The following is a 19,215-nucleotide window of genomic DNA, read 5'->3' on the forward strand; positions in this document are numbered from 1 at the left end:
GTGGGGCGGGCTGCTCGGACCATCGGGCGGCCCGCCCCCACAGGCGCGCTCTCCTGCACCGATGCAGTACGTTCACACCATGTCCCAGCCCGCCAGGTCCCCCCGTGTGTCCGCCGCGCCCGACGTCCCGGAAAGTGCCGCAGGCACCCGCGCCGCCGCCCAACGGCTCAAAATGCGCCGTGAACTGGCCGCGGCGGCGATGGAGCTCTTCGCCACGAAGGGGTACGAGGCGACGACCGTCGACGAGATCGCGGGCGCCGCGGGCGTCGCCCGGCGGACCTTCTTCCGGCACTTCCGGTCCAAGGAAGAGGCCATCTTCCCGGATCACGACGACACCCTCGTCCGGGCCGAGGCGGTCCTGAACGCCGCCCCCGCGCACGAGCACCCGCTCGACACGGTCTGCCGCGGCATCAAGGAAGTCATGCGGATGTACGCGGCGAAGCCCGCGGTCTCCGTGGCCCGGTACAAACTGACCCGCGAGGTGCCCACCCTGCGGCAGGCCGAGATCGCCTCGGTGGCCCGCTACGAGCGGCTGTTCACGCGCTATCTGCTGGGCCACTTCGACGAGCGCGACCACCTCGCGGGCAACGACGATCCGCTGCTCGCGGAGGTCGCGGCGTCCGCCGTGGTCACCGCGCACAACCACGTGCTGCGCCGCTGGCTGCGCGCGGACGGCCAGGGTGATGTGGAGACGCAGCTGGACCAGGCGTTCGCCATCGTCCGCGACACGTTCGGGACGGGGATCGGCGCGGGCCGGACCGCCGGCACCGAGCCGGCGAAGCCTCCGGCCGCGTCGGTGAGCACCGAGGGCGAGGTGCTGGTGGCCGTGGCACGGACGGACGCGCCGCTGGACGAAGTGATGCGCACGATCCAGCAGGCCCTCAAGGAGCGCTGAGCGGAGCGCGCCGAAACCCGGTTGCCGGGGCGGTGCCCCGGTGCTGTGGTGTGCGGATGAACGATCAACCGAGCGCACACCGTGAAGAGCTGCTGGCCGTCTTCGACCGCGAGAGGCGCGAAGGGGCCAGGCCGGACGGCCCCGGTGTCCGCGTCGAGCACGGCGACGGCTTCGTACGCCAAGTGGGCACGGACACCGACTGGAACGCGGTCGTCTGGTCCTCGCCCGATCTGGACGCCGCACGGGCGGACGCGGCAATCGCGGCGCAGGTCGCCCACTGCACCGCGCACGGGTACGGGGAGTTCGAGTGGAAGCTGTACTCCCACGACCGGCCGGCCGACCTGGGGGCGCGGCTGCTGGCGGCCGGATTCGTGCCCGAGGAGCCGGAGACCCTCCTCGTCGCGCCGGTGGCGGACCAGCCCATGACCGTCCGGCTCCCGGACGGCGTCCAGCTGCGCACGGTGCGTGACGAGGCCGATGTGGACCTGATGGCCCGGGCCCATGAGCAGGCGTTCGGCACGGACTGGTCCCGGCTGCGCCTTCAGGTGCTGGCCCGGCTGGAGGAGGACCCGGACCACTTCGTGGGGGTGCTGGCCATGGCGGGCGACGAGCCGGTGAGCTCGGCCCGGATGGAGCTGTACCCGGGCACGGGCTTCGCCGGGCTGTGGGGAGGCGGCACGGTCGAGGCATGGCGCGGCAAGGGTGTCTACCGGGCGCTGATCGCCTTCCGGGCCCGGATCGCCGCCGAGCGCGGCTACCGGTACCTCCAGGTCGACGCGACCGAGGACAGCCGCCCGATCCTCCAGCGCCTCGGGTTCACGGCACTGGGCACGACCACGCCGTACGTCTACCGCCCCGCCTCCTGACCACCCACGGTGGGGCACATGGCGGCAAATCGCCCGTCGTGTTGCTCATGCGTGGCACCCGGATGACAATTGAGGGAAATTGCTGGCACCGAGTGCCTTGCCAGCTGTCACGGAGTGCCATACGTTGAAGTCGTCCGGGCGGCCGGCGTGCTGAGACCTCACGTACGCCGGCTGTCCCCGCAAGCCACGTGCCTGCGCGCCCGGACGCCTGCGTCACAGGCAACCCCTTCTGCTCCACCGAGCAAGCAGCCGAAGCACCACCCGCCGAACCGACGGCACACCTCCACGCAACACCGCTCCCCCTGCTCCGCAGGACCCTCAAGCGTTCCCTCAAACGCCGCACCACCGGAGGCACACCGTGAAGGAAATCCTGGACGCGATCCAATCGCAGGACAGCAGCGCCGCAGACTTCGCGGCCCTGTCCATTCCCGAGTCGTACCGCGCGGTGACCGTGCACAAGGACGAGGCCGAGATGTTCTCCGGCGTCGCCAGCCGCGACAAGGACCCGCGCAAGTCCCTCCACGTCGAGGACGTGCCGGTGCCCGAGCTCGGTCCGGGCGAGGCCCTGGTGGCGGTCATGGCCAGCTCGGTCAACTACAACTCCGTGTGGACGTCGATCTTCGAGCCCGTCTCGACCTTCGGCTTCCTGGAGCGGTACGGCAGGCTCAGCGACCTCAGCAAGCGCCACGACCTGCCGTACCACGTCATCGGCTCCGACCTGGCGGGCGTCGTCCTGCGCACCGGCCCCGGCGTCAATGCCTGGAAGCCCGGCGACGAGGTCGTCGCGCACTGCCTCTCGGTCGAGCTGGAGTCCTCGGACGGCCACAACGACACGATGCTCGACCCCGAGCAGCGCATCTGGGGCTTCGAGACCAACTTCGGCGGCCTGGCGGAGATCGCACTTGTCAAGTCCAACCAGCTGATGCCTAAGCCGGACCACCTCAGCTGGGAGGAGGCGGCGGCACCCGGACTGGTCAACTCCACCGCGTACCGCCAGCTCGTCTCCCGTAACGGCGCGGGCATGAAGCAGGGCGACAACGTCCTCATCTGGGGCGCGAGCGGCGGACTCGGCTCCTACGCCACGCAGTTCGCCCTGGCCGGCGGCGCCAACCCGATCTGTGTCGTCTCCAGCGACCAGAAGGCGGAGATCTGCCGGAAGATGGGCGCCGAGGCGATCATCGACCGCAACGCCGAGGGTTACAGGTTCTGGAAGGACGAGCACAACCAGGACCCGCGCGAGTGGAAGCGCTTCGGCAAGCGCATCCGTGAACTGACCGGCGGCGAGGACGTGGACATCGTCTTCGAGCACCCGGGCCGCGAGACCTTCGGCGCGAGTGTGTACGTGACCCGCAAGGGCGGCACGATCGTCACCTGTGCCTCGACCTCGGGCTACAACCACGAGTACGACAACCGCTACCTGTGGATGTCGCTCAAGAAGATCGTGGGCTCGCACTTCGCCAACTACCGCGAGGCCTGGGAGGCCAACCGCCTGGTCGCCAAGGGGAAGATCCACCCGACGCTGTCGAAGGTCTACTCCCTGGAGGACACCGGCCAGGCCGCGTACGACGTGCACCGCAACCTCCACCAGGGCAAGGTCGGCGTCCTGGCGCTGGCGCCCACCGAGGGCCTGGGCGTGCGCAACGGGGAACTGCGCGAGCAGCACATCGACGCCATCAACCGATTCCGGAACATCTGACATGAGCGGCCGTCAGAAGGACCGTCCCTGGCTCATGCGGACGTACGCCGGTCACTCGACCGCCGAGGCGTCCAACGAGCTCTACCGGCGCAACCTCGCCAAGGGCCAGACCGGCCTGTCGGTCGCCTTCGACCTGCCGACGCAGACCGGTTACGACCCCGACCACATCCTCGCCCGCGGCGAGGTCGGCCGGGTCGGCGTGCCCGTCTCGCACCTCGGCGACATGCGCCGGCTGTTCCAGGACATCCCCCTGGAGCAGATGAACACCTCGATGACGATCAACGCCACCGCCATGTGGCTGCTGGCGCTCTACCAGGTCGTCGCCGAGGAACAGGGCGCCGATCCCGGGAAGCTCCAGGGCACCACGCAGAACGACATCGTCAAGGAGTACCTCTCGCGCGGGACGCACGTCTTCCCGCCGGGGCCGTCGCTGCGGCTGACCACCGACATGATCACGTACACGGTCAACCGCATCCCGAAGTGGAACCCGATCAACATCTGCAGCTATCACCTGCAGGAGGCCGGGGCCACCCCGGTCCAGGAGATCGCGTACGCGATGTCGACGGCGATCGCCGTGCTCGACGCGGTCCGTGCCTCCGGACAGGTGCCCGAGGAGAAGTTCGGCGATGTGGTCGCCCGGATCTCCTTCTTCGTGAACGCGGGCGTCCGCTTCATCGAGGAGATGTGCAAGATGCGCGCCTTCGGCCGCATCTGGGACCGCGTCACCCGCGAGCGCTACGGCATCACGAATGCCAAGCAGCGCCGCTTCCGCTACGGCGTCCAGGTCAACTCGCTCGGTCTGACCGAGGCGCAGCCGGAGAACAACGTCCAGCGCATCGTGCTGGAGATGCTGGCCGTCACCCTCTCCAAGGACGCCCGCGCCCGCGCCGTCCAGCTGCCCGCCTGGAACGAGGCGCTGGGGCTCCCCCGGCCCTGGGACCAGCAGTGGTCGCTGCGGATCCAGCAGGTACTCGCCCACGAGAGCGATCTCCTGGAGTACGAGGACATCTTCGCCGGTTCGCACGTCATCGAGGCCAAGGTGGACGAGCTGGTCACGGACTCGCTCGCCGAGATGGACCGGATCGAGCAGATGGGCGGCGCCATGGCGGCCGTCGAGTCCGGCTACCTCAAGTCCGAGCTGGTCTCCTCGCACGCCGCCCGGCGCGCCCGGATCGAGGGCGGCGAGGAGAAGATCGTCGGCGTCAACATCTACGGGACGACCGAGCCCAACCCGCTCACCGCCGACCTCGACGGGGCGATCATGACGGTCGACCCGGCCAACGAGGCCAAGGTCGTAGCCGCGCTCCACGAGTGGCGCGACAACCGGGACGAGCCGCGTGCCACCGAGGCGCTGGCCGCGCTGAAGAAGGCCGCGGCGGGAACCGAGAACATGATGGAGGCGACCGTCGAGTGCGCCCGCGCGGGCGTCACCACCGGCGAGTGGTCCTGGGCCCTGCGCGACGTCTTCGGCGAGTTCCGCGCACCGACCGGGGTGTCCTCCGCCCCGGTCGCGGTGACGGCGGAGGCGGGCACCCCGCTGGCTCTCGTACGCGAGAAGGTCGCCCGGACCGCTGGGGACCTGGGAGCGGGCCGGCTGCGGCTGCTCGTCGGCAAGCCGGGCCTCGACGGACATTCCAACGGCGCGGAACAGATCGCGGTGCGCGCCCGTGACGCCGGTTTCGAGGTCGTCTACCAGGGCATCCGCCTCACGCCCGAACAGATCGTCTCGGCCGCCGTCGCCGAGGACGTGCACTGCGTCGGTCTGTCGATCCTGTCCGGCTCGCACGCCGAGCTGGTGCCGGACGTACTGAACCGGCTGCGCCGCACCGGAGCGGGCGACATCCCGGTGATCGCGGGCGGGATCATTCCCCCCGCCGACGCCGAGGCCCTGATCAAGGCCGGTGTCGCCGCCGTATTCACCCCGAAGGACTTCGGTATCACGGAGATCATCGGCCGTATCGTCGACGAGATCCGGAAAGCGAACAAGCTCGACCCTCTGGAGGTCCCCGCATGACCACGCCCAGCCCGTCGCCCGCCACCACCCCGATTTCGGGCGGCTCCGCCGCGCACTCCTCGTCTCCCGTGAACCGTCTGCGTCCGCGCCGCTCCTGTCTGGCAGTGCCCGGCTCGAACCCGCGGTTCCTGGAGAAGGCCCAGGGCCTCCCGGCTGACCAGGTCTTCCTCGACCTCGAGGACGCGTGTGCGCCGCTCGCCAAGGAGGGCGCCCGTCACCACATCGTCGACGCGCTGAACAACGGCGACTGGACGGGCAAGACCCGGGTCGTGCGGGTCAACGACTGGACGACGCACTGGACGTACCGCGACGTCATCACGGTCGTCGAGGGCGCGGGCCCGAACCTCGACTGCATCATGCTGCCGAAGGTCCAGGACGCCCAGCAGGTCGTCGCGCTGGACCTGCTGCTCACCCAGATCGAGAAGACGATGGGCTTCGAGGTCGGGAAGATCGGCATCGAGGCGCAGATCGAGAACGCCAAGGGCCTCGTCAACATCGACGACATCGCCGCGGCCTCGCCGCGCCTGGAGACCCTGATCTTCGGCCCGGCCGACTTCATGGCGTCGATCAACATGAAGACCCTGGTCGTGGGTCAGCAGCCGCCCGGCTACGGCGCGGACGCGTACCACTACATCCTGATGCGCATCCTGATGGCGGCCCGTACGCACGACCTCCAGGCGATCGACGGCCCGTTCCTCCAGATCCGCGACGTGGACGCCTACCGCGAGGTCGCCGGCCGTGCCGCCGCGCTCGGCTTCGACGGCAAGTGGGTGCTGCACCCCGGTCAGGTCGACGCCGCCAACGAGGTGTTCTCGCCCTCCCAGGAGGACTACGACCATGCCGAGCTGATCCTCGACGCCTATGACTGGTGCACCTCCGAGGAGGGCGGCAAGAAGGGCTCCGCGATGCTCGGCGACGAGATGATCGACGAGGCGAGCCGCAAGATGGCCCTGGTCATCGCGGGCAAGGGCCGCGCGGCCGGCATGCAGCGCACCTCCAAGTTCGAAGCGCCGGAGGCCTGATCATGCAGTTCGGACGCACGTACGAGGAATTCGAGGTCGGTGCCGTCCACAAGCACTGGCCCGGAAAGACCGTCACCGAATACGACGACCACCTCTTCTGTCTGCTGACCATGAATCACCATCCGCTGCACATGGACAGCAACTACGCGGAGAAGACGACCGACTTCGGCAAGAACGTTGTCGTCGGCAACTACATCTACTCGCTGTTGCTGGGCATGTCGGTTCCGGACGTCTCCGGAAAGGCGATCGCCAACCTCGAGGTCGAGTCGCTGAAGCACGTGGCACCGACCTTCCACGGCGACACGATCTACGGCGAGACCACCGTCCTGGACAAGACCCCGTCACGGTCCAAGAGCGACCGCGGAATCGTTTACGTGGAGACCAAGGGCTACAAGCAGGACGGCACGCTCGTCTGCGTGTTCCGCCGCAAGGTCATGGTCCCCACCGAGACGTACATCAAGGAGCGGGGCGGCGAACAGCCCGGCCGCCCCGAGCCGAAGCAGCCTTCGCCGAAGAACGTGGAGAAGTAGCCATGACGCGACTCGCCCAGACGGCCGGTCTCAACGACGTCCAGCAGGAAATCCTCTCCACGGTCCGGGATTTCGTCGACAAGGAGATCATTCCGGTCGCGACCCGGCTGGAGCACCGCGACGAGTACCCGACCGAGATCGTCGAGGGCCTGAAGGAACTCGGTCTGTTCGGGCTGATGATTCCCGAGGAGTACGGGGGTCTGGGTGAGTCGCTTCTCACATACGCGCTGTGCGTGGAGGAAATCGCCCGCGGCTGGATGAGCGTGTCGGGAATCATCAACACGCACTTCATCGTGGCGTACATGCTCAAGCAGCACGGCACGCAGGAACAGAAGGACACCTTCCTGCCCCGGATGGCGCTGGGCGAGGTCCGTGGCGCCTTCTCGATGTCCGAGCCGGCGCTGGGCTCGGACGTCTCGGCCATCAGCTCCAAGGGCGTCAAGGACGGCGACGAGTACGTCCTCAACGGTCAGAAGATGTGGCTGACGAACGGCGGCACGTCCACGCTCGTGGCGGTCCTGTGCCGGAGTGACGAAGGCCACCCCGAGGGCACGCCGCCGCACAAGTCGATGACGACCTTCCTGGTGGAGAAGGAGCCCGGATTCGGCGAGGTCCGGCCCGGTCTCACCATCCCGGGAAAGATCGACAAGATGGGCTACAAGGGCGTCGACACCACCGAACTCATCATGGACGGACTACGCATTCCGGCCAATCGCGTGCTGGGCGGCACCACCGGCCGAGGGTTTTACCAAATGATGGACGGCGTGGAGGTCGGCCGCGTCAATGTGGCTGCGCGTGGCTGTGGCGTCGCACAGCGTGCATTCGAACTGGGTGTTTCCTACGCGCAGCAGCGCCACACCTTCGGAAAGCCGATCGCCCAGCACCAGGCGATCCAGTTCAAGCTGGCCGAAATGGCCACCAAGGTCGAGGCCGCGCATGCGATGATGGTAAATGCAGCGCGCAAAAAGGACTCCGGGGAGCGGAACGACCTGGAGGCAGGGATGGCGAAGTACCTCGCCTCCGAGTACTGCAAGGAAGTCGTCGAGGACGCCTTCCGTATCCACGGCGGTTACGGCTTCTCCAAGGAGTACGAGATCGAGCGCCTCTACCGTGAGGCCCCGATGCTGCTGATCGGTGAAGGTACCGCCGAGATCCAGAAAATGATCATCGGGCGCCGACTCCTCGAGGAGTACCGTTTCCAGGGTTGATTGTCCCATTCGAGGTGATTTAGCCGCGAAGAAGATCACACCCTGTCATCCTCATCCGGTGCCTTCCAGACGTCCGACTCGGCTGCTGGCTTGCCCAGTTGCGGTCAGCAACCGATAACATCGCCGGAAAAGCCGCCGTCCCCCGTTGCCAGCGCGGCATCATCCGCTACGAAGGTCATCCATGCCCGACAGCCATACCTCTGCACCACGCGGCGGGGTCCGCCTTGCACGCGGAGCTTCGCCGTGGCTCCTGCCGACCGTCGCCACCGCCGCACTCAGCCTCACCCGGGCCCGCAGGTCCGGGCGCTGGGCGGCCGTGGCCGTGCCCACCACCGCGCTCGCGGCGGGCATGCTGTGGTTCTTCCGCGACCCCGAGCGCGAGATCACCCAGGGGCGCGTCATCTCACCGGCCGACGGCGTGGTGCAGAGCATCATGCCGTGGAAGGACGGACGCACCCGCGTCGCGATCTTCATGAGCCCGCTGAACGTGCACGTCAACCGCGCGCCACTGGCCGGCACGGTGACATCGGTCGAGCACATCCCCGGTGGATTCGTCCCGGCGTTCAACAAGGAGAGCGAGAACAACGAGCGCGTTGTCTGGCACTTCGACACCGAGCTCGGTGACATCGAGATGGTGCAGATCGCGGGTGCGGTCGCCCGCCGCATCGTCCCCTACATCCCGCAGGGCACGAAGGTGGAGCAGGGCGAGCGCATCGGCCTGATCCGGTTCGGCTCCCGGGTCGACATCTACCTTCCGGAAGGTATCGATGTCGCGGTCGAGGTCGGCCAGGCCACCACCGCGGGGGTGACTCGAATTGACCGTGATTGATCCGGACACACAGGCCGGCTGGGTGCCGGAGGCCGAGGCGGAGGACGACGCCGAGGACATGCCGCTCTCGATGCGGCTGTCGATAGCGGACACCCTCACTCTCGGTAACGCCACGTGTGGATTCATGGCGGTGTACTTCACCACCACGGGGATCCTCATTCCGCACCTCACGGGCAGCGACGAGAGCGGCATGGCGCGGCACTCCGCGGCCACCGCCGTGATCCTCATGCTCATGGCGGCGATCTTCGACCTGTTCGACGGGCTCGTGGCGCGCAAGCTGCGCTCCTCGCCGATGGGTGCCGAGCTGGACAACCTCTCGGACCTGGTCAGCTTCGGGCTCGCCCCGGCGTACTTCGTCCTCGTGTACGGCATGGTCGCGGACGACGCACACCAGCGGGTCTCGGCCCTCGCGGCGATCGTGGTGCTGCTGGCGGTGGTGCTCAGGCTTGCGAGATTCTCCTGCGTGACTCTGAAGGACGGCATGTTCCAGGGCATGCCGAGCCCCTTCGGAGCGCTGACGGTCATCTCGATCGTGCTCCTGGAGCTGCCGTTCGTGCCGACGCTGCTCGCGATCGTCGGAGTGGCGTGGCTCATGGTCAGCCGGGTCGAGTACCCGAAGCCGCGGGGCGTTCTCGCGGTGGCGATGCTCGGCTGGATCGTGGCCGCGATGGGGCTCCTGGCCGCGTGGGCGTTCGACGCCCCCGGTGGTCAGCTGCTCCTGCAGACCGGCTGCGCGCTCCAGGTGGTCCTCGGTGCGGTCATCCCGCTCTTCGCGACCGCCCGCCGGGTGAACAGCTTCCGGGACAACCGGCGCGAGGCACGAGCGGCCCAGCTGCCGTAGGCCGCACAGCACAGCACAGCACGCACGAGGGCCCGGATGCTCCCCAGCATCCGGGCCCTCGTGCGTGCCTGCCACGGTGTCGCGGAGCCCGGCGACTCAGCCGGAGCCGTACAGGTCCGTGAGGCTGATGCCGGTGGTGCTGTCCTCGCCGCCGAGCGGGGTCTGGTGGTCCAGGCTCACGAAGGCGCCGTCCTCCTGCCACAGAGCCGGCTTCAGCAGGGCGTACTTCGCCTCGTCCCAGGTCGCCCAGTCGTAGCCGAGCAAACCGCCGGTGTCGCCGGAATTCGGGTTGAGGCACCAGAAGGTCTGGCTGATCCGGTTCTCGACGATGACGTCACGCAGGGCGGTCATCCACTTCTGGTTGGGCCCGCCGTCCAGGAACCCGCCCCACTCGCCGATCAGCAGGGGCGCCGTGCCGCTCTTGTGGAGGTAGAGCCAGTTCGGGTCCCAGACGTCCCGCTCCAGCGTCGTACGGCTCCACTCGCCCTGGAACCAGGGCTGGGCGAAGACGAGCGGCCCGTAGTCGTGCGGGGAGTAGACGAGCTGGTCCTGCTGGGCGCCGAGGTCCACGGGGTGTTCCGCCGCGCCGCGCAGGTTGCCGCCCCACCAGTTGTAGTCGTAGTCCGCCGCGTCGGTGGAGGTCCAGTCCGTTCCGTCCCGCGGGTAGACCTCGATTCCCTCGCACAGGATCAGGACGTGCGGGTTGACGGCGAGAATCCGCTTTCCCGCCGTCTCGCACGCGTACTTGAAATTGTCCTGGTCGGTGGAGCCGTCCCATTTCGCCCGGGGGCTGTCGCCCTGCTTGCCGTGCGGCTCGTTCTTGATGTCCATCGCCACCAGTGTGTCGTCGGACTTGTAACGGTCGGTCACCCATTCCCATGCCGTGTAGAACTGCTCGGTGGTGATCGAACCCTTCCACCAGACGGGGTGGATGTGCCCGGCATTGTCCGCCTCGGCACTGTGGACGTCGAGCATGACCTTGATGCCGTACTTCTCCGCCACATCGAGAAAGGCGTCGAATACCTGGAGGCTCGTCTTGTCCTTCAGTTCAGGGTTCGCCCAGGAATTGACCGCGCTCGGTACGGTCGCCTGTCCGTTCTTCCATTCGAGGAGCAGTTGGGTGGAGATCGGCACCCGGACGATATTGATGCCGCGTTCCGCCATCTGCCGTGTGAGCGTGTCCAGATTGGCCGACCAGAGGCCGTGGAAGACCCGCTCGGTGGCATTGAACCCGAACCAGTTGACGCCGGTCAGCCATACCTCGTGACCGTTCTCGTCAACGATCCGATTGCCGTCGGTATGCAGCCAGTCCGCGCCGGTCGCGGCCTGTGTACGGGATTCTGCCCGGGGTTCCGCTTGAGCCCCCGCCCCGGCCTGTGCGGCCACCCCGCCGGCAACCCGCGCCGGCTGTGCGTCAGCCGTACCCGATAAAGCGAACAGAGTGACGGCGGCCAGCCCCGCGGCCACCAGGGTTCCCTTTCGCCCGCGCCTGAACGACTTCATTCGTTTTCGCCTTTCGACCGAAGAACAAGAAGATGTGGGAGCGCTCCCAAGCATGAAGCCAGCACGCCGCCGCACTGTCAATGGGTCGCGGCGACATCCGCGGTAACCGACCGGCGCAAGATCCCGACTTTTCCTGCCAGGGCACACCTTCTCCGCCCCCGCCGCTTCCGGACACCGAGCGCCACACCTCCGCCCGCAGACCCGGTCGGGCCGACCAACCCGCCCAGAACACCAGATTCTCACAGCGATCCGTCGTGAATTTGAGCGTCGAAGGCAGAATCTTGCGCAGCAGCGTGGACTTCCTTGCGTCACTGCTCCTAGCCTGTGGGCGTCCGAAGAGCCCCCACGAGCCGCAAGGACGACTGAGACGTGACCCCACCACCCCGACGCCAGTTGGTCAGACGATCCATATCCGCCTCTCTCGCGCTGGCCATCGCCGCGTTCGGCACCGCCGCCGCCGTGGTTCTGTCCAGCGCTCCACCGGCCGCCGCGGCGGGAGTCCCGGCCCCCTCCCCGCTGGCGGTTCCCGGTCGCGGGGCGACCGTTCCGTTCAAGGAGCAGGAAGCCGAGTACGCCGCCACCAACGGCACCCTGATCGGCCCGAACCGCCTGTACGGCACGCTGCCCTCGGAGGCCTCGGGCCGGCAGGCCGTGACGCTGGACGCGGTGGGTGAGTACGTGGAGTTCACGCTCACCGCACCCGCGAACGCCATGTCCTTCCGGTACTCGCTGCCGGACAACGCCGCTGGATCGGGCCGGGACGCCTCGATCGACGTGAGGGTGAACGGCGCCTCGCCCAAGGCGGTGCCGGTCACCTCGAAGTACGGCTGGTACTACGGCGGCTACCCGTTCAACAACAACCCGGGAGACACCAACCCGCACCACTTCTACGACGAGGCCAGAACCATGTTCGGGTCGACCCTCTCGGCCGGCACGAAGGTCCGGCTGCAGGTGTCCTCCACCGCCGCCTCACCGTCGTTCACCATCGACCTGGCGGACTTCGAGCAGGTGGCCGCGCCCACCGCCAAGCCCTCGGGCGCCCTCGACGTCGTCGCCGACTTCGGCGCCGACCCGACCGGGTCCGCCGACTCGACCGCCAAGATCCAGGCGGCCGTCGACGCGGGCAAGGCGCAGGGCAAGGAGGTGTACATCCCGCAGGGCACCTTCCAGGTCCGCGACCACATCGTGGTGGACCAGGTGACGCTGCGCGGCGCCGGTCCCTGGTACTCGGTGCTGACCGGCCGTGACCCGTCGAACCGCAGCAAGGCCGTCGGCGTCTACGGCAAGTACGCCGCGCAGGGCGGCAGCCGCAACGTCACGCTCAGGGACTTCGCCATCATCGGCGACATCCGGGAGCGCGAGGACAACGACCAGGTCAACGCCATCGGCGGTGCGCTGTCCGACTCGACCGTCGACAACGTCTGGATGCAGCACACCAAGTGCGGCGCCTGGATGGACGGCCCGATGGACAACTTCACCATCAAGAACAGCCGCATCCTGGACCAGACCGCGGACGGTGTGAACTTCCACTACGGCGTCACGAACTCCACGGTCACCAACACCTTCGTCCGCAACACCGGTGACGACGGTCTGGCCATGTGGGCGGAGAACGTCCCGAACGTGAAGAACAAGTTCACGTTCAACACCGTGATCCTGCCGATCCTCGCCAACAACATCGTCACGTACGGCGGCAAGGACATCACCATCTCCGACAACGTCATGTCGGACACCATCACCAACGGCGGCGGGCTGCACATCGCCAACCGCTACCCGGGCGTCAACTCCGGTCAGGGCACGGCCGTATCCGGTACGACCACGGCAGCGCGCAACACCCTGATCCGTACCGGGAACAACGACTACAACTGGCAGTTCGGCGTGGGCGCGATCTGGTTCAGCGGGCTCAACGAACCGATCAACGCCACGGTCAACATCTCCGACACCGAGGTGCTGGACAGCTCCTACGCCGCGATCCACCTCATCGAGGGTGCGACGAACGGGCTGCACTTCGACAACATCAGGATCGACGGCGCCGGCACCTACGCGCTGCAGATCCAGTCGCCGGGCACCGCCACCTTCAACAACGTCGTGGCCACGCACATCGCGCAGTCCAACCCGATCCACAACTGTGTCGGCAGCGGCTTCCAGATCACCCGGGGCACCGGGAACTCCGGCTGGTACGCCGATCCGCCGGCCTGCACCGGCACCTGGCCCACCCCGGTGTGGACCAACGGCGGGGTGCCGGGCGGCGGCAGCGGCCCGACGGACCCGCCCACCGACCCGCCGACCGACCCGACCGATCCGCCCGCCGAGACGGGGAACCTCGCCCAGGGCCGCACGGTCACCGACTCCGGCCACGCCGACGTGTACAGCGCGTCCCGGGCCGTGGACGGCGACGCCAACAGCTACTGGGAGAGCAGCAACCACGCCTTCCCGCAGACCATCACCGTGGACCTGGGTGCGGCCAAGGCGGTCAAGCGGCTGGTCCTGAAGCTGCCCCCGGCGGCCGCCTGGTCCACCCGTACGCAGACCCTGAGCGTGTCGGGGGGCACCGACAACAACACGTTCGGCTCGCTCAAGTCCTCGGCGGGTTACACCTTCGATCCGTCGAGCGGGAACCGGGCGACCGTCACCCTGCCCGGTACGTCCGCCCGTTATCTGCGGCTGACGTTCACCGGCAACACCGGCTGGCCGGCCGCGCAGCTCTCCGAACTGGAGGCGTACACCAGCTGACCCGGACATGCCCCGGGGCGGCACGCGTCACGCGTGCCGCCCCGGGGCTCCTGTACTGCCGCCCGTCTACTTCAGCGTGTACGACTTCGCCGCCGCAGCCGCCTCCGCGGGCCTGACGACCTTGAGACCGCCGGGCGTCTTGGCGTCCGGCTTCATGATCACGCTCTCCCGGGTGGAGGGAGCCGCCGGGTCGGAGAAGTCGTGCGGCATCCCGAAGTCGCTGCCGAAGTCCGTGATGGTGAGCAGGGCCTTGTCGATGCCGTCACGGGTGAGGTCCTTCGAGGCGCAGGCCTTCTTCAGCGCCTCACCGAACAGGCTCGCCGCGTTGTATCCCGCGATGACGCCGTTGTCGAGGCCGTCCTTCGGGTACTCGGCGCCGTACTCCTTGGCGAGCTTCGCCGGGCCGGCGCCCGGGTCGCCGATCGGGAGGGTGGAGGCGGCGACGTAGTAGTCGGCCGCCAGGGCGGGACCGGCCTGGGTCTTCAGCAGCTGCGGGGCGAACGCCGAGTTGTTGCCGACGACCGGGACCTTGAAGCCGGTGGCGGCGGCGACACCGACCAGCGAGGCCGCCTGACGCGGGCCGGCGCTGACGATGACGGCCTTGACGCCGGCCTGCTTGAGCGCGGCGACCTGGGCGGTCATGTCGTTGTCGGTGGGCTTGATCTTCTGCTCGACGACGGTGAGGCCCGCCTCCTTCGCCGCGTACTTCGAGCCGGCCAGGGCGTTCTCGCCGTAGTCGCCCTCGAAGTAGACATGACCGATCTTGTCGCCCTTGGCGATGCGCTTCTCGGCGAGCAGGTAGTCGATCAGGTTGATCGTCTCGACGTCGTACGTGGCGCCGATGACACGGATGTACTTGCTGCCCAGCAGGTTCGCCGACCAGGCCTGCGGCAGGACGAGACCCTTGTCCTGCCCGTCGATGCGCTGCTCGACCGCGGCCACGAACGGGGAGCCGATGAACTGGACGAAGCCCAGCACCTTGGGCGCCAGTTCCGTGTAGCCGGCGATGGCCTTCTGCGGGTCGTATCCGTGGTCGCGCACGGTCAGTTCGACCTTGCGCTCGCAGATTCCGCCCGCGGCGTTGGTCTGCTTGACCCAGAGCTGCTGGGCCTGGGTGACGCTCTTGCCGAGCGAGGCGTAGACCCCGGTCATGTCGGTGAGCGCGCCCAGCGAGATCACCTTGTCGGTGACGCCCTGGCCGGTCTTCACACCGGCCTTGTCCTGGGTTCCCTCGTCGGAGGACTTGGCCTTCTCGCTGCAGCCCACGAGGGTGAGGGTGAGGGCCGCGCACACGGCCCCGAGCACACGCAGTTTCATTTCTTCTCCCCTGAATTCTTCATCAGACGTGTCAGGCCGCCGGGCAGGAACAGAACAGCCGCGACCACCGCGGCGCCGTACAGATAGCGCGATGCCTCGCCCGGAGCCAGACCGCCCGTACCGGGGGCGGAGACCAGGGGCAGGGAATCGCTGTAGTGGGTGAGCAGTTGCGGCAGCAGCGAGACGAACGCGGCCCCGACGACCGCTCCCGCCACGGTGCCGAGCCCGCCGATGACGATCATGGCGAGGTATTCGAGGGACAGGACCATGCCGAAGTACTCGGGCACGGTCCGCTGGAAGACCAGCGCGAGCAGGACGCCCGCCAGTCCGGCGTACATCGAGGACAGGACGAACACGCCCGCCCGGTAGCGGGCCACCGGGACGCCCATCACACCTGCCGCGATGCGGTGGTCCCGGATGGCGTTGAGCGCCCGGCCCGGCCGGCCGCGCAGCACTCCCCGGGCGAAGAGGCCGCTGAGGAGCAGGGCGACCAGCGCCGCGTACCAGAGCTTCTCGGAGGACTGGAACGGCACCCCGGCGACGATGACCTCGGTGTCGTCGAAGCCGAAGCCGAAGAGCGAAAGAGGCGGGACGGCGCGGCCGTTGAAGCCGCCGGTGAGGGAGCCGGCGTTGAACAGCACATGCTGACCGATGAAGATCAGGGCCAGCGTGGCGATGCCGAGATAGGCGCCGCGCAGCCGGCTCGCGATGGGGCTGAACAGTCCCCCGGCGGCTCCCGCGAGGAGGACCGCGAGCACGGCGGCGAGCCAGCTGGGCAGGCCGAGCCCGGAGAGCTCGTGCCCGTTCTCCGTACTGCTCTCCCCCGCCAGGACGCAGTAGCCGTAGGCGCCCACCGCGAGGAAGAAGGCGTGTCCCATGGAGAGCTGGCCGGTGGCGCCGGTGAGGAGGTTGAGCCCGATGGCGCCGATGGCCGCGGCCATGGCGAAGAGTCCGGCCTGCAGCCAGAAGCGGTCCAGGTAGAACGGGAACGCGAGGAGCAGCACCGAGCCGATGGCCCAGAGGTAGGTACGCGGGTGGCGCAGCCGGGCGGCGAGGTCGGCCCCCGGGGTGGTGAGGCGGGTGGCCGCGGCGGTCTCGGTGGTCGTGGTCTCAGACACGGGCGAGCTCCTTCGTACCGAAGAGTCCCGCGGGCCGCAGGAGCAGCACGATCACCATCACCAGATAGGGGGCGAGGTCGCCGATGCCGCGGCCCAGGAAGGAGAGGTCGCTCTGGTAGCCGGTGGCGAGTGATTCGGTGACGCCGACGATGAGGCCTCCGGCGAGGGCCCCGGTGGTCGAGTCGAGTCCGCCGAGGATCGCCGCGGGGAAGGCCTTGAGTGCGGCCAGTGAGGTGGCCCGTTCCAGTCCGGGGGTGGGGAAGACGGTGAGGAAGAGCGCGGCCACCGCGGCGAGTGCTCCGGCCACCGCCCAGGCGGCGAGCGAGACCCGGCCGAGCTTGATCCCCATCAGGGCCGCGGTCTGCGGGTTCTCGGCGGCGGCCCGCATCGACACGCCCCAGGAGGTGAAGCGGAAGGCGAGGAGGAACGCGGTGATGAGCAGAGCGGCGGCGAGGAACGCGGCGATCCGGGTCTCGGCGAGGGTGACGCCGCCGATGGTGACGACGCCGTCGCCCCACGGGTCGCCGAGCGCCAGCACGTCCGTGCCCATGCGCCGGGTGAGTTCAGTGGTGAGGAGGATGTCGACGCCGATGGTGACGATGGCGAGGACGCTGTGGTCGCTGCCCCGGTAGCGGCGCATCACGAGGAACTCGATCGCCGCTCCGACGACGGCGGCGCCCGCGATGCCGACGGCGAGCGCGGGCCAGAAACCGATGTCGTCGTGGAGGACCGCGGTCACGTAGCCGCCCGCGAGCAGCAGGGAGGCGTGGGCGAAGTTGACGACCTCGGTGGCTTTGAAGATGACGACGAAGCCGAGCGCGATCAGTGCGTAGACCGAGCCGATGGAGAGGCCGCCGAGGAGGAGTTCGATGAAGGTGGTCATTCCTGTGCCCCCAAGTAGGCCTGGACGACGGCCGGATCGTTCTGGACCTCGGCGGGGGTGCCGTCCGCGATCCTGCGTCCGAAGTCGAGTACGGTCACGGCGTCCGCGAGCCGCATCACCACACCCATGTCGTGTTCGACGAGCACGATCGAGATGCCGAGGCTGTCGCGGACCCCGGCCACGACCGCCGCGGTGCGGCGCCGTTCGTCGGCGGTCATCCCTGCGACGGGTTCGTCCAGGAGGAGGACCTGCGGCTCCATGCACAGCGCGCGGCCGAGCTCGACGAGCTTCTGCTGTCCGTACGGGAGCGCCCCGGCCGGCCGGTCCAACTCCTTCTCCAGGCCGATGAACTCGGCGATCTCGCGGACTCGTTCCAGGTGGCGGCGGGCCTCGCGCGCGGCGGACGGCAGACGCAGTCCGCTGGCGACGAACCCGGCGCGGGTGAGCCGGTGGCGGCCGAGGAGCAGGCTGTCGGTGACGGTGGCGTGCGGGGGCAGCGCCAGGTTCTGGAAGGTACGGGCGACGCCCAGTTGGGCGATCTTGTGCGGGGCGAGTCCGGTGAGTTCCGTCGTGCCGAGGTGGACGCTGCCGGATGTCGCCCGGTACACCCCGGACAGCACGTTGAAGGTGGTCGACTTCCCTGCGCCGTTGGGGCCGATGACGGCGTGCACGCTGCCCGGTTCCACGGTGAAGGAGACGCCGTCGAGTGCGGTGAGTCCGGCGAAGCGGACGGTGACGTCACGGACGGCGAGTGCGGCCGGCGCGGTGGTGACGGGGGCCGCTTCCCGAGTGGTGGTCACGCGGACCACCTGCTCAGGCTGCGTACGGACCCGGAGGCCCGGTCGGCGTCCTCGGCGGCCGTCTCGTCGACGACACCCAGGTAGCGGCGGCGTACCTCGTCGGACGCGGCAAGTTCGTCGGCCGGCCCTTCCAGGGTGACCTCGCCGACCTCCAGGACGTAGGCCGTGGAGGCGAGCCGCAGGGCGATCGCCGCGTTCTGCTCGACGAGCAGGACGGAGGTGCCCGAGGCGTTGATCTCCTGCACCGTCTCGGCGATGCGCTGCGCCATCAACGGAGCGAGTCCGAGCGAGGGTTCGTCGAGCAGCAGCAGCCGGGGCCGGGCCATCAGGGCCCGCCCCATCGCCAGCATCTGCTGTTCGCCGCCCGACAGCAGCCCGGCGCGCTGGTGCGCCCGCTGGGCCAGTACCGGGAACAGCTCGTGTACGCGGGTCAGCGCGCCCGCCGACGCCTTGCGCCCGCCGCGGGCTCCGAGGGCGCCCGCCCTCAGGTTGTCGGCCACCGTCATGCGGGCGAACACCTGTCGTCCTTCGGGTACCTGGACCACTCCGGCGGCCACCACCTGGGCGGGCCGCAGCCCGTCCAGGGGGCGACCGTCGAAGCGGACGGTTCCCGTACCCGTCCCGCGGTGGAAGCCGAGGGTCCGCGAGATGGCCCGCAGCAGCGTGGTCTTCCCGGCCCCGTTGCCGCCGAGTACGGCGGTGATCGCGCCGGCCGGCACATCGAGGGAGACGTCGCGCAGGGACCGTACCGGGCCGTAGCCCACGGACAGTGCGCGGATCTCGAGCGTTGCCATGCGTCCTCCTCCTTCCGCCTTGTCTTGGAATCGATGTGTCGATTCGTGGTGCGCAGGGGTCCCGGTCCGGTCGTGGCCGGCGGTGTCCGCCTGTGCCTGCCCTGCCCTGCCCTGTGTCTGTGTGGGGCCACAGACCAGCAGTGGGCGGGCCGTGCGTCCACGGTCACCG

16 protein-coding genes are annotated in these 19,215 nt (G+C 68.8%); 10 read left to right on the forward strand and 6 right to left on the reverse strand.

Translation table 11 applies throughout. The features are described 5' to 3' along the window. Positions 1–79 precede the first annotated feature (79 nt). From OG959_RS03690 to pssA, 9 genes are all read left to right on the forward strand, one after another. Positions 80–895 (forward strand): TetR family transcriptional regulator, encoded by an 816-nt coding sequence (locus OG959_RS03690; protein ID WP_326656558.1) that lies wholly within the window; start codon positions 80–82, stop codon positions 893–895. Between the two features lie 56 nt (positions 896–951). After that, positions 952–1,761, forward strand: coding sequence for a GNAT family N-acetyltransferase (locus OG959_RS03695; protein WP_326656559.1), 810 nt, complete (start codon positions 952–954; stop codon positions 1,759–1,761). A gap of 358 nt (positions 1,762–2,119) precedes the next feature. Continuing rightward, on the forward strand, positions 2,120–3,457 hold the full coding sequence (gene ccrA, locus OG959_RS03700; RefSeq protein WP_326656560.1) for a crotonyl-CoA carboxylase/reductase: 1,338 nt from the start codon (positions 2,120–2,122) through the stop codon (positions 3,455–3,457). Position 3,458: 1 nt separating this feature from the next. Then, positions 3,459–5,471 carry a protein meaA gene (locus OG959_RS03705; RefSeq protein WP_326656561.1) on the forward strand — a complete coding sequence of 671 codons (2,013 nt, stop codon included), beginning with the start codon at positions 3,459–3,461 and terminating at the stop codon, positions 5,469–5,471. Further along, the gene (locus OG959_RS03710) at positions 5,468–6,493 is read left to right on the forward strand and encodes an HpcH/HpaI aldolase/citrate lyase family protein (protein ID WP_442805533.1); all 1,026 of its coding nucleotides are present in this window, start codon (positions 5,468–5,470) and stop codon (positions 6,491–6,493) included. The genes OG959_RS03705 and OG959_RS03710 overlap by 4 nt, the downstream gene beginning before the upstream one ends. Before the next feature lie 2 nt (positions 6,494–6,495). Further along, complete coding sequence (locus OG959_RS03715; protein ID WP_326656562.1) at positions 6,496–7,023, forward strand: MaoC family dehydratase; 528 nt, start codon at positions 6,496–6,498, stop codon at positions 7,021–7,023. 2 nt (positions 7,024–7,025) lie between these two features. Continuing rightward, complete coding sequence (locus tag OG959_RS03720; RefSeq protein ID WP_326656563.1) at positions 7,026–8,231, forward strand: acyl-CoA dehydrogenase family protein; 1,206 nt, start codon at positions 7,026–7,028, stop codon at positions 8,229–8,231. A 181-nt stretch (positions 8,232–8,412) separates the two neighbouring features. Further along, on the forward strand, positions 8,413–9,060 hold the full coding sequence (locus tag OG959_RS03725) for a phosphatidylserine decarboxylase (RefSeq protein WP_326656564.1): 648 nt from the start codon (positions 8,413–8,415) through the stop codon (positions 9,058–9,060). Between the two features lie 22 nt (positions 9,061–9,082). Further along, positions 9,083–9,901, forward strand: coding sequence for a CDP-diacylglycerol--serine O-phosphatidyltransferase (gene pssA, locus OG959_RS03730; protein WP_187285435.1), 819 nt, complete (start codon positions 9,083–9,085; stop codon positions 9,899–9,901). A gap of 96 nt (positions 9,902–9,997) precedes the next feature. Here pssA and OG959_RS03735 read toward each other — a convergent pair whose 3' ends face one another. Next, positions 9,998–11,404, reverse strand: coding sequence for a glycoside hydrolase family 5 protein (locus OG959_RS03735; RefSeq protein WP_326656565.1), 1,407 nt, complete (start codon positions 11,402–11,404; stop codon positions 9,998–10,000). Between the two features lie 369 nt (positions 11,405–11,773). Here OG959_RS03735 and OG959_RS03740 point away from each other — a divergent pair, with 369 nt between their 5' ends. Continuing rightward, on the forward strand, positions 11,774–14,134 hold the full coding sequence (locus tag OG959_RS03740) for a discoidin domain-containing protein (protein ID WP_326656566.1): 2,361 nt from the start codon (positions 11,774–11,776) through the stop codon (positions 14,132–14,134). 66 nt (positions 14,135–14,200) lie between these two features. Here the strand turns inward: OG959_RS03740 and OG959_RS03745 are convergent, their stop codons facing one another. The 5 genes from OG959_RS03745 to OG959_RS03765 are packed head-to-tail and all read right to left on the reverse strand — an operon-like array spanning position 14,201 to position 19,046. Beyond that, on the reverse strand, positions 14,201–15,451 hold the full coding sequence (locus OG959_RS03745; protein ID WP_326656567.1) for an ABC transporter substrate-binding protein: 1,251 nt from the start codon (positions 15,449–15,451) through the stop codon (positions 14,201–14,203). Beyond that, entirely contained in the window at positions 15,448–16,569 is a 1,122-nt protein-coding gene (locus tag OG959_RS03750) for a branched-chain amino acid ABC transporter permease (RefSeq protein WP_442805534.1), read from the reverse strand. The genes OG959_RS03745 and OG959_RS03750 overlap by 4 nt, the downstream gene beginning before the upstream one ends. Continuing rightward, positions 16,562–17,452 (reverse strand): branched-chain amino acid ABC transporter permease, encoded by an 891-nt coding sequence (locus tag OG959_RS03755; protein WP_326656568.1) that lies wholly within the window; start codon positions 17,450–17,452, stop codon positions 16,562–16,564. The genes OG959_RS03750 and OG959_RS03755 overlap by 8 nt, the downstream gene beginning before the upstream one ends. Continuing rightward, positions 17,449–18,252, reverse strand: a complete 804-nt coding sequence (locus OG959_RS03760; protein ID WP_442805535.1) for an ABC transporter ATP-binding protein — start codon at positions 18,250–18,252, stop codon at positions 17,449–17,451. Before OG959_RS03760 ends, OG959_RS03755 begins: the two co-directional genes overlap by 4 nt. Then, positions 18,249–19,046 carry an ABC transporter ATP-binding protein gene (locus tag OG959_RS03765; RefSeq protein WP_219574083.1) on the reverse strand — a complete coding sequence of 266 codons (798 nt, stop codon included), beginning with the start codon at positions 19,044–19,046 and terminating at the stop codon, positions 18,249–18,251. The genes OG959_RS03760 and OG959_RS03765 overlap by 4 nt, the downstream gene beginning before the upstream one ends. Positions 19,047–19,215 lie beyond the last annotated feature (169 nt).

Source organism: Streptomyces sp. NBC_00385 (genome assembly GCF_035917155.1).
In the GTDB taxonomy this organism is placed as follows: domain Bacteria; phylum Actinomycetota; class Actinomycetes; order Streptomycetales; family Streptomycetaceae; genus Streptomyces; species Streptomyces poriferorum.

Coding starts and splice junctions, on each gene's coding strand:
- OG959_RS03725 (WP_326656564.1), top strand. CDS start 8,413: ATGCCCGACAGCCATACCTCTGCACCACGCGGCGGGGTCCGCCTTGCA.
- OG959_RS03695 (WP_326656559.1), top strand. CDS start 952: ATGAACGATCAACCGAGCGCACACCGTGAAGAGCTGCTGGCCGTCTTC.
- OG959_RS03705 (WP_326656561.1), top strand. CDS start 3,459: ATGAGCGGCCGTCAGAAGGACCGTCCCTGGCTCATGCGGACGTACGCC.
- OG959_RS03720 (WP_326656563.1), top strand. CDS start 7,026: ATGACGCGACTCGCCCAGACGGCCGGTCTCAACGACGTCCAGCAGGAA.
- OG959_RS03755 (WP_326656568.1), bottom strand. CDS start 17,452: ATGACCACCTTCATCGAACTCCTCCTCGGCGGCCTCTCCATCGGCTCG.
- OG959_RS03715 (WP_326656562.1), top strand. CDS start 6,496: ATGCAGTTCGGACGCACGTACGAGGAATTCGAGGTCGGTGCCGTCCAC.
- OG959_RS03765 (WP_219574083.1), bottom strand. CDS start 19,046: ATGGCAACGCTCGAGATCCGCGCACTGTCCGTGGGCTACGGCCCGGTA.
- OG959_RS03745 (WP_326656567.1), bottom strand. CDS start 15,451: ATGAAACTGCGTGTGCTCGGGGCCGTGTGCGCGGCCCTCACCCTCACC.
- OG959_RS03710 (WP_442805533.1), top strand. CDS start 5,468: ATGACCACGCCCAGCCCGTCGCCCGCCACCACCCCGATTTCGGGCGGC.
- OG959_RS03735 (WP_326656565.1), bottom strand. CDS start 11,404: ATGAAGTCGTTCAGGCGCGGGCGAAAGGGAACCCTGGTGGCCGCGGGG.
- OG959_RS03690 (WP_326656558.1), top strand. CDS start 80: ATGTCCCAGCCCGCCAGGTCCCCCCGTGTGTCCGCCGCGCCCGACGTC.